At 63.7% G+C, this 9,438-nt stretch carries 6 protein-coding genes and 1 tRNA gene; 1 reads left to right on the top strand and 6 read right to left on the bottom strand.

Annotated features, from left to right (window positions below):
- Window positions 1-1,010 precede the first annotated feature (1,010 nt).
- Window positions 1,011-1,445, top strand: a complete 435-nt coding sequence (locus BLV04_RS21000) for a hypothetical protein (protein ID WP_093037180.1) — start codon at window positions 1,011-1,013, stop codon at window positions 1,443-1,445.
- Window positions 1,446-1,782: 337 nt separating this feature from the next.
- On the opposite strand, the gene BLV04_RS20995 is transcribed toward BLV04_RS21000, so the two are convergent.
- The 6 genes from BLV04_RS20995 to pheS form a co-directional block, all read right to left on the bottom strand.
- Window positions 1,783-4,686: a class I SAM-dependent DNA methyltransferase gene (locus tag BLV04_RS20995; RefSeq protein WP_093037177.1), complete on the bottom strand. Its 2,904-nt coding sequence runs from the start codon at window positions 4,684-4,686 to the stop codon at window positions 1,783-1,785.
- A 476-nt stretch (window positions 4,687-5,162) separates the two neighbouring features.
- Window positions 5,163-5,239: transfer RNA gene (locus BLV04_RS20990), tRNA-Pro, on the bottom strand.
- Window positions 5,240-5,276: 37 nt separating this feature from the next.
- Window positions 5,277-5,651, bottom strand: a complete 375-nt coding sequence (locus BLV04_RS20985; RefSeq protein WP_093037174.1) for a MerR family transcriptional regulator — start codon at window positions 5,649-5,651, stop codon at window positions 5,277-5,279.
- Entirely contained in the window at window positions 5,632-5,931 is a 300-nt protein-coding gene (gene ihfA, locus BLV04_RS20980; protein WP_007194180.1) for an integration host factor subunit alpha, read from the bottom strand. The genes BLV04_RS20985 and ihfA overlap by 20 nt, the downstream gene beginning before the upstream one ends.
- Before the next feature lie 4 nt (window positions 5,932-5,935).
- Window positions 5,936-8,314, bottom strand: coding sequence for a phenylalanine--tRNA ligase subunit beta (gene pheT, locus BLV04_RS20975; protein WP_093037171.1), 2,379 nt, complete (start codon window positions 8,312-8,314; stop codon window positions 5,936-5,938).
- Between the two features lie 80 nt (window positions 8,315-8,394).
- On the bottom strand, window positions 8,395-9,426 hold the full coding sequence (gene pheS / locus BLV04_RS20970) for a phenylalanine--tRNA ligase subunit alpha (RefSeq protein WP_093037168.1): 1,032 nt from the start codon (window positions 9,424-9,426) through the stop codon (window positions 8,395-8,397).
- Window positions 9,427-9,438 lie beyond the last annotated feature (12 nt).

Below are 9,438 nucleotides of genomic sequence, written 5' to 3'. Positions count from 1 at the left end.
GCCCACACCCCGGCCGCGCGAGACCGGGGGAGCGCTTCGCCGACCCCTATCACGCAACTTGATCGCGAAACCATCAAAATCGCTGACCGCACTCAAGGAGCAAACGGATGCGTCGGTTAAGTGAAACAGCCGCGATCTGACCACCCGTCTGCGTATCGATTAGCTGCGAACCGCTCTGGAGCTGGTCCGCGCGGCGAACATGCAATCCGCAGCGGGTCTCGCCGTCCATCTCGACGGCGATTGAGGACGTCGCCTCGTGCAACGCCTTCGGTATTAAGCCCAACAGGTTCCCGACGCCGAGAGGATGAACGCGATCTTGCCCCCCGTCCTAACAGCCCGGTCTTAATGTGATTCGATACGTTGGAATCGTCCGCCCGCTCCACGGGTCGACCACGCCGCCGGCGCCGTTGGACTCGTACCGCCGCCCGTCGCCGCCGATCAGATCGCGGCCTGACCTGGAGAAGGTCTGCCCGGTCTGCACATCCATGCCGTTGCTGATGGATCGCGGGGAAGAGTCGCGTTGCGCGCTCGATCGGCCTCCGGCATGCCCCCAAACATTCCCGTTCGCGCCGCGCCATGCGGTCGAGTCGTCGGGGTAGGTTATCAACTCGTCGGCGCTTGTTGAGCCGACAGAGATAGCCGCAGCCGCGGCAACCAGCAGGATAAAAAAAGTCCGTTTCATGGCAATTTCCTTCGCTGCCCGCCCCGCGCGCCGGGGAGAGTCGGGACAACTGTAGGTCATGCACGCAATGTTTTCTTGTGACGTGCCTCACGATTACGATGCGGGCCGTGGACAGAGGCACCCGGCCGACACCCTGGACTCGGCCGCAATCCTGAGTGCCACCGGACAGGTCGCAATGATGCTCCGTATCGGCGCCGTGACCCTGTTCGAGCCGAAGAAAAAACTGGAAACCGAAGAAGATGGATGCGGACGAAGCCGGCCGGTCCCCTTGCCTTTCCCGTTACGTGACGCATAATCGGAGCATCCCGAATTCGCGTAACGTGACGCCATGACCGCACCCGTATCGACTCCCAAACCCCGCGGTCGGAAGCCCTCCGGCACCGCCTTGACGGCCGCCGAGCGCCAGAAGCTCTACCGGGAACGCCAGAAGGCGAAGCTCGCAGAAGCGCCGGCCATTCCGTTACGTGACGAGAAGGCCGAGGCGCGCACCGTGGAGCTGAACCGCAAGCTGGCGGATGCGCTGGAGGAGGTCTCGCGGCTGAACCGGGAGAGCGACGCCCTTGCCTACAAGGTCGATCGGCTCACCCGCGACCTGAAAGCCGGGCAGCGCGAGAACATCCGCCTGCGCAAGCGCCAGGATGAGCTGGTCAAGGATCTGGAGCATCTTCGGAGCCGAGTAGCCCGCTGGAAGGCCCAAGACGGGAGCGAGACCACCGAGGAGCCGATCCGCCCGAAGACCAGGCGGAGAAAAGCCGTCACGTAACGGCTTGGGTCGGCCGCTTCAGATCCGAGGCGGCATCGGCGGCATGAGCAGAAGAGGCCCCTGCGGCTTGGTGGGTTGACGCATCTGCCGACGCCGCCGGCATCGACCTGACTTCAACCCGCTCCGCAGGGGTGAGTGAACCGTAGATCAACGACCGACCGAGAACAAGGCGCAATCGGTCAAGGGGAGCCCCTGCGGCTTGGTGGGTAGACTCGACTGTTCGAGACGATGGTCTCGACCCGACTTCGACCCGCTCCGCAGGGGCTCCGAGACGGTAGCCCATCGGCTGATATCTTGCCAGCAGAGCACAGCCGGTCGAGCTGGCGCTTCCCCTCGCTTACCCGCCGCTCGATCGTTCCAGGTTGAGCGCCAAGAGCCGCGCGAGGATCTCCTCCTCGGACATGTCGGGCGAGTAATCGGACCACTCGTAAGCCGCCGCAACGGTAGCATCAAGCGCCTTGTGGGCGTTGTCGAGCCAGGTGGGACGCGCGTTGTAGAGGTTCGTGAGGGTGCGCTTCTTCAGCTCCGCCACATGCTCGGGTTTGGGGATGATCCGGTCCGGATAGCCGGGCACAACCTCGGGGACACGATCGACCCACTCGGGCGGATTCAGCCAGTTCTCGCGGAGCTGATTCAGCCGATGGGCCGCGTCGGCGATTGCCAGGGCCGCCGCGCGCCGCTCCGGGGCGACAGTCGGTAGGATGACCCCGGTATCCAGGGTCTCGGTCGGGCCGGCCGTGTCGGCAGGCGTAAGGCCCTCGGGGAAGGGGAAAGTGTCGAATGTTTTCGACGGTGAGTACCTCGGATCATTGCCGACGCCGTGTCTTCCACCTTGTCGAAGTGACCAAAGCTCATGGATGCGAGATTGAAGGATTCCAAACGTAGCGTCGTCCTCTCTCGCAATCACCATGATCTTCGAATCCGCCAACACCGGTTGCGGTAGCCAGGCGAAGATCCGGTGCCGTGAAACTTCTGGCGTGACGAGGAACCTTCGAAGTCGGGAGACCGCTGCACGCATCGCTGGCTGCCCGTCGCCATGTCGCCACCAGTTCTTTCGTCTGGTATCTCTCCGATTCTCATCCCTCTCAGGCTTCACCACGTTTAGGACATGTTCAAACGGCAGTTCATATAGCGAAGCGTTGTCCACGGAAAGGATAAGGCCAAAATCAACGATCCAGACATCCCTTGAGCGGCGTGTTATGTCAATGCCATTGCAATATGGAAACAGTACCTCGGCATTTGAACGATTGTTGGGGTTTGGTTTCCTAAGCCAGTCCCTTGCGACATGGTAAGGAATATCGAACGAGCCGACCTTCTTAGAGCCCTGAAAAGAAGTGCGTGCGTTTTCTGCGAGCTTTGAGGCGGCACCAAAACGCAATCCTTCGGCGATTGCAGTCAGGTCCGGCTCGATACCATCGACTGCGCAGCCGTTCAGATGTGCCAGCCCCGGGTGATCCTTTCGGCTGAAAGCCACCAGAGACACCCGCACGGCAGCACCTTCGTTGACCCACGGCTCATCGGACCATGCCTGGAAGATTCTTCCGGAGTTTGAGATCCGCTCCAGCACGACGCGATTACTGCCCTTCCTGATCGCCTGGGTTGCGACCAATCCGGCGTATCGGACCCTACCCGCCTCAATCTGCGCGCGCGCCTTCTCGAACCAGTAGGTGACGAGATCCGCCCCGCCTGGCACGCGCCCACTGTAGAGCTTGCGAAGCTGTGTCACATACTCCTCGCCGAGTGCCCCGAGCATCTTCTTGTCGCCCAAGAACGGCGGATTCCCCACGATGGCATCCGCGTCGGGCCACTCGAGTTCCGTCCCGTCGGGGTTCACGACCGCGTCGCGCTGTTGGATGGTATCGAGCGGTTTCAGGATAGGGTTCTTCGACAGCGAGAAGCCGTGACCGAGCATCCATTGAATCTCGCCGATCCAGATGGTGACCCGTGCCAGCTCCGCCGCGTAGGGGTTGAGCTCGATCCCGAGCACGTTCTCGGGTCCGACCATCGGGAAACCCCGCGGCAAGCCAAGACCCTCGGCTTCGAGCAACACCAGATGCTCCAGATCCTTCAGCCCGAGCAGCGAGAGCAGGAGGAAGTTCCCGGACCCGCACGCCGGATCGAGCACGCGAAACCGTCGCAGTCGCTCCAGGAAGCCCTGAAATAGACTTTGGGCCGCGAACCGCGCCTTGGTTGCCGCCCCGCCGTCTTTGGTAGCCGCGGCAGCCTTCTCCATCAGTGCGGCGATCTGCTCGCGTACCGCCGCCCACTCGTCCCGCAGCGGATCGAGCACGGCCGGATCGACCAGACGCATGATCGAGGGCTCGTCTGTGTAGTGGGCGCCGAGCTGCGCCCGCTTCTCCGGATCAAGCCCCCGCTCGAACAAGGTGCCGAAGATGGACGGCTGGATCGCCGACCAGTCGAGCGCCGCAAGGTCGAGGAGCTGCTGAAGATCGGCCTTCTCCAGCGGCAGGGCATCGCGTGCCGCGAACAGGCCGCCGTTGAACCAGTCGATCGACGTGAAGCCGATCCGCCCGCCCGTGGCCATCGCCCCGAAGAGGTCTTCGAGCATCGCCTTGGAGCCGGCTGGATCCCGGAGCCCCGCCGTCACGAGCTGGGTGAAGAGCTGACTCGGAAGGAGCCCGATGTCTTCGGCGAACAGACAGAACAGCACCTGTTGGCTGAAGTGCGCCACCTGGAAGGGGTCGTGACCGCGGGATCGCCAGACTTGGGCGAGGTCGCCGAACTGGCCCGCCGCCGTCTCGGTGAGCGCTGCCCTGGTCAGGTCGGGCCGGAGTCGATCGGGATCGGTGAAGGCGTCCTTGAGTAGCCGCCGCTTGGTCGAGTCGCGGAGGTCTTCGAGGGTCAGGACATGGACCGCCGGCACCAGGCCGGTGAAGGCGGTATGAATGACGATGCTCTGAATGTCGGAAACGATCAGGAGCGGAGGGTATTCCAGCGCCGGGGTGTAGAGCTGGAGCTGCTTGAAGGCTTTCTTCAGATCGCCGCCCGGTCGCTTGTACTCCCACCCGAAGTGCCGGCGCTTCCAGACATCCGCCCAACCGTCCCCGCCGCCCGCCTTGTCGGCACCTTTCTCGAAGGCGTAGCGCGTCCCGGTCGGGTCCGCCTCGGTCGGGGTCTGCTCTCCGAGCATCCGACAGATGTCGATGAAGTGCTCTTGAGCCGAGGCGCGCTCGGTGAGCGTTACACCCTGCCACTTGGCGATGAAGTCATCCGGGGACATGCAGTGTTCTCCTTGTCCTCATCACCCTAAGGGAATCGCTCATCCCTTCTGGTGCCATGGTGGACGATAGCGCTCCCGAGCATCTGCCCAGCGGTCCGGACCCGCACGGAGACCTTGAGGCCCCGCCGTCTTGATCAGATCCGGAAACGGGTACCCGATTCGGTAACGGTTACCGAATCGCGGTCCGGGCGTTACGGTAACGACCCGAGCCGGTCGGGCGGTCCCGAGGTGGAGCCCGACACCGCCCCAAGCCCTTGAACCTGAGCGAGGTCTCGACCCGGTTTCCCGGTTTCCCGGTTCGCCGTGAGCCCCGAAGGCCCGGCAGTCTCGATCAGGTTTGGCCGGCCGGATCCCCGACCGCGGTTGACCTGCTGGTCCTGGAAGCCCGGAAACCCCGAAACCCGTCCGGGTGGTGACTCTATGGTGACTCAAATGAAAACGGCTTAGACTCGATAAGCCTAAGCCGTTGATTTTATTGGTCGGGGCGAGAGGATTTGAACCTCCGACCACCTGAACCCCATTCAGGTGCGCTACCAGGCTGCGCTACGCCCCGATAAGACGGGCAATAGTAGGGGCAAGCCCTTCTGCTGTCAACGTCGCAGCAGCTGAAGGACGTCTTCGAGCTCTGCGCGCATCTGGCGCAGGATCTGGTGGGTCTGACTCAAGTCGTTCTTGGCGCCCTCGCCGCTGAGCTGTAGGCGCGCGCCGCCGATCGTGAAGCCCTGCTCGTAGAGCAGATTGCGGATCTGGCGCACCATCAGCACGTCGTGACGCTGGTAGTAGCGACGATTGCCGCGCCGCTTGACCGGTTTGAGCTGAGGGAATTCCTGCTCCCAATACCGCAGCACGTGCGGCTTGACGCTGCAGAGCTCGCTCACCTCGCCGATGGTGAAGTAGCGCTTTCCCGGGATCGGAGGAAGATCGCCGGGGCCGTTGTCCTCGCCCTTATCGGTCGGTTCCAGCATAGGCCTCCACTCGCTGTTTTAGCTTTTGCCCCGGACGAAAGGTCACCACGCGCCGCGCCGTGATCGGGATCTCTTCTCCCGTTTTGGGGTTGCGGCCGGGCCGTTCCTTCTTTTCACGCAGATCGAAGTTGCCGAACCCGGAGAGCTTGACCTGCTCGCCGCGCTCCAACGCCGCGCGAATCTCCTCGAAGAACATCTCGACGATGTCTTTGGCCTCACGCTTGTTCAGGCCAAGCTCATCGAACAGGTGTTCGGCCATATCGGCCTTGGTCAATGCCATGGGGTCAATCCCTCAATCTTGCGTCAAATTCCGAAGCGAGGCGGGCTATGATCCGCCTCACGGTGTCTTCAATGACAGCGTCTGTAAGTGTCTGAGAAGAAGCCTGTAAAATCAATCCAAGAGCGAGACTTTTTCTGCCCGATTCAATGTTTTTGCCGGTGTAGAGGTCGAACAGGACCAGGTCGCGCAGCAGCTCGGTCTCTGTGGCGCGGATACAGTCCGCAATCGCGGCGTAGGTTACTGCCTCGTCGACGATGATCGCGATGTCGCGGCGAATGCTCGGGAAGCGCGAGATGGATGCGTGCTTGGGCAGGGCACCGACGCTCAGGGGCGCGATATCCAGCTCGAATAGATAGGCATCGCCCGTGATGTCAAGCTGTGCGGCCAGGCTGGGATGGAGCATTCCGAGCAGACCGACGGACTGACCGTCGCACTCAACACGCGCCGTCTGACCGGGATGCAGCGCCGGATGTGCACCCGGAACGAAGCTGAAACGCCCCGGTGCGCCGGTCAGCGCCAGCAGGGCCTCGACATCGGCCTTCAGATCGAAGAAGTCCGCCGCGCGGCTCGTCAGGCCCCACTGCTCCGGCTCCGGGCTCCCGACGATAAGGCCCGCGAGACCCTGTGTTTGGGTCAAACCATCCGCGCCGATCCGAAAGCGTAGACCGGACTCGAAGATCCGCACCCGCTCCAGCTGTCGCGCCTGGTTGTAGCGCGCGGTCTGGATCAAGCCCGGCCAAAGGCTGGTGCGCATGGTGGAGAGCTCGGCGCTCAACGGGTTCGACAGGCGCAGCACCTCTTGATCGGGATCGACCAACGCCTGCATCTCGGGGCTGACGAAACTATAGGTGATGACCTCGTGGAAACCGCGGTCGACCAGTGCCAGACGGGCGCGATCCAGATCGAAATCCGTCTCCGGGGTCGATCGCGTGACCGATGCCGAACTCGCGTGGCTCACCGGGATTCGATCGTAACCGTAGATGCGGCCGATATCGGCGATCAGGTCGACCTCTTGGATCAGGTCGAAGCGGGCACTCGGCGGCGTGACGAGCCACCCTTCGGCGGTCGGCTCGGTCTGCATTCCGAGACGGACGAGGATGTCCAGGATGGTCTCTTCGGGTAGCGCGAGTCCGAGCACTTGGGCCACACGCGCGGGGCGCAGCGTCAACGTCCGAGGCTCGGGCCGATCGGCCTCCGAGATCGCCTCGACCACGGGTCCCGGCTCGCCCCCGACGATCGCGATCAAGATTCGGGTCGCGCGCTCGATTGCCCGGATCTGGAGCTCGGGATCGACACCGCGCTCGAAGCGATGCGACGAATCCGTGTGCAGACCGTAAGAGCGCGCCTTTCCGCTGATGGCGAGCGGCGCGAAGAAGGCGCTTTCGAGCAGTACATCGCGGGTCTCGGGACCGACGGCGGTCGCGGACCCGCCCATGATCCCGGCCAGCGCGACGGCGCGCCCGGCATCGGCGATCACCAGGGTGTCGGCGCGCAGGGTCGCTTCCTCGCCGTTGAGCAGGGCGATGCGCTCGCCCTCGGCCGCCATGCGCACGCGGATCTCGCCGTCGAGTTTGGCGAGATCGAATCCGTGCATCGGCTGGCCCAGCTCGAGCAGGACATAGTTGGTCACGTCGACGACCGGGCTGATCGCTCGGATCCCGCCGCGGCGCAGGCGCTCCTGCATCCACCAGGGCGTGGTCGCGCTCGGATCGATGTTGCGGATGATCCGGCAGACATAGCGTGGGCAAGCCGTCGGAGCCTGGAGATGCACCGGCAGGGACTGGTCATGGACGGGCGCGACCGGTTGGATCGCGGGTGTCGCGAGCGGCGCACGGTTGATCACGGCGACCTCGCGCGCGAGTCCGGACACACTCAGACAATCGCCTCGATCCGGGGTGAGATCCACCTCGATGCAGTGGTCGTCGAGCGCCATCCAGGCACGGATGTCCTCGCCCTCCGGGGCATCCGCGGGCAGCGGCAGGATGCCCTCCGATGACTCGGCAAGTCCCAACTCCTTCGCCGAGCAGATCATGCCGAAGGACTCCACACCCCGCAGCTTGGCCTTCTTGATCTTGAAGTCGCCGGGGAGCACGGCGCCGACCGTCGCGACCGGGACCTTCATGCCCTCGGCGACGTTGGCGGCCCCGCAGATGATTTGGAGAAGTGCGTCCTCGCCGAGATCGACCCGACAGATCCGCAGCTTCTCGGCATCCGGGTGGGGCGCGACGGACTGCACCCAGCCGATCCGCACGCCGCTGAAGGCCGGGGCCGCGGGCTCGACCGCGTCGACCTCGAGACCCGCCATGCTGAGCTGGTCGGCCAATTGCCGGGTGTCGACCGGTGGGTTCACCCACTCCCGCAACCACGCCTCGCTGAATCGCATCTGCTGCTGCCCTGTACGCTAGTTCTTATCCCGTTCAACGAGACGAGAATCGATTGGATTGCAATGGGTTGACGCCGATTTCATGAAAATTGGCGAAGATATCTCAGATCGTTCTCGAAATTCAAACGGATGTCGTCGATTCCGTAACGGAGCATGGCCAGGCGCTCTACCCCCATGCCGAAGGCGTATCCCAGATAGCGATCGGGGTCGATGCCGACGTGCCGAAAGACCTCCGGATAGACCATGCCGCAGCCGAGCACCTCGAGCCATCCGGTCTGCTTGCAGACCCGACACCCGCTGCCGCCGCAGATGACACACTGGATGTCGACCTCGGCCGAAGGCTCTGTAAAGGGGAAGTAAGACGGCCTGAAACGCAGCTCCAGATCGCGCTCGAAGAAATTCCGCAAGAAGTCGTAGAGCACGCCCTTCAGATCGGCGAAGCTCACCTGCTCGTCGACCAGAAGACCCTCGACCTGATGAAACATGGGTGTATGGGTCAGGTCGGAATCGCAACGATAAACCCGACCCGGCGCGATGATCTTGAGCGGCGGCGCCTGCTCCTCCATGACCCGGATCTGGACCGGCGAGGTATGGGTGCGCAGCAGCAGCTCGGCATCGAAATAAAAGGTGTCGTGCATCGCCCGCGCGGGATGGTGCTCCGGGATGTTGAGCGCCTCGAAGTTGTGATAGGCGTCCTCGACCTCCGGCCCCTCCACGACGGCAAACCCGGCATTGGCGAACAGACGCTCGATGCGCCGCATCGCACGGGTCACGGGATGCAGCCCGCCGGGCCGCCGGCCGCGTCCGGGCAGACTCACGTCGATCCGCTCGGCGGCGAGTCGCGCCGTGAGTGATGCCTCCTCCAGGACGACCTTGCGCTGGTCGATGGCATCCTGTACCGCAACCTTGGCCTGATTGATCTCCTGACCTGCGGCGGGGCGCTCGTCGGCCGGCAGCGTGCCGAGCTGCTTGAGCAGTGCGGTCAGCTCCCCGCTCTTGCCGAGATAGCGCACGCGCGCCTGGTCGAGATTGGCAAGATCGGCCGCGGCCGCGATCGCTTCGAGCGCCGCGGCCTGCAGAGCCGCGAGACCGAGTCCGGTGTGTTCAGCCATAGTCGAGTCTTC

Source organism: Thiocapsa roseopersicina, from assembly GCF_900106925.1.
Taxonomy (GTDB): domain Bacteria; phylum Pseudomonadota; class Gammaproteobacteria; order Chromatiales; family Chromatiaceae; genus Thiocapsa; species Thiocapsa roseopersicina.
This window is presented reverse-complemented; position numbering and strand designations above follow the sequence as displayed.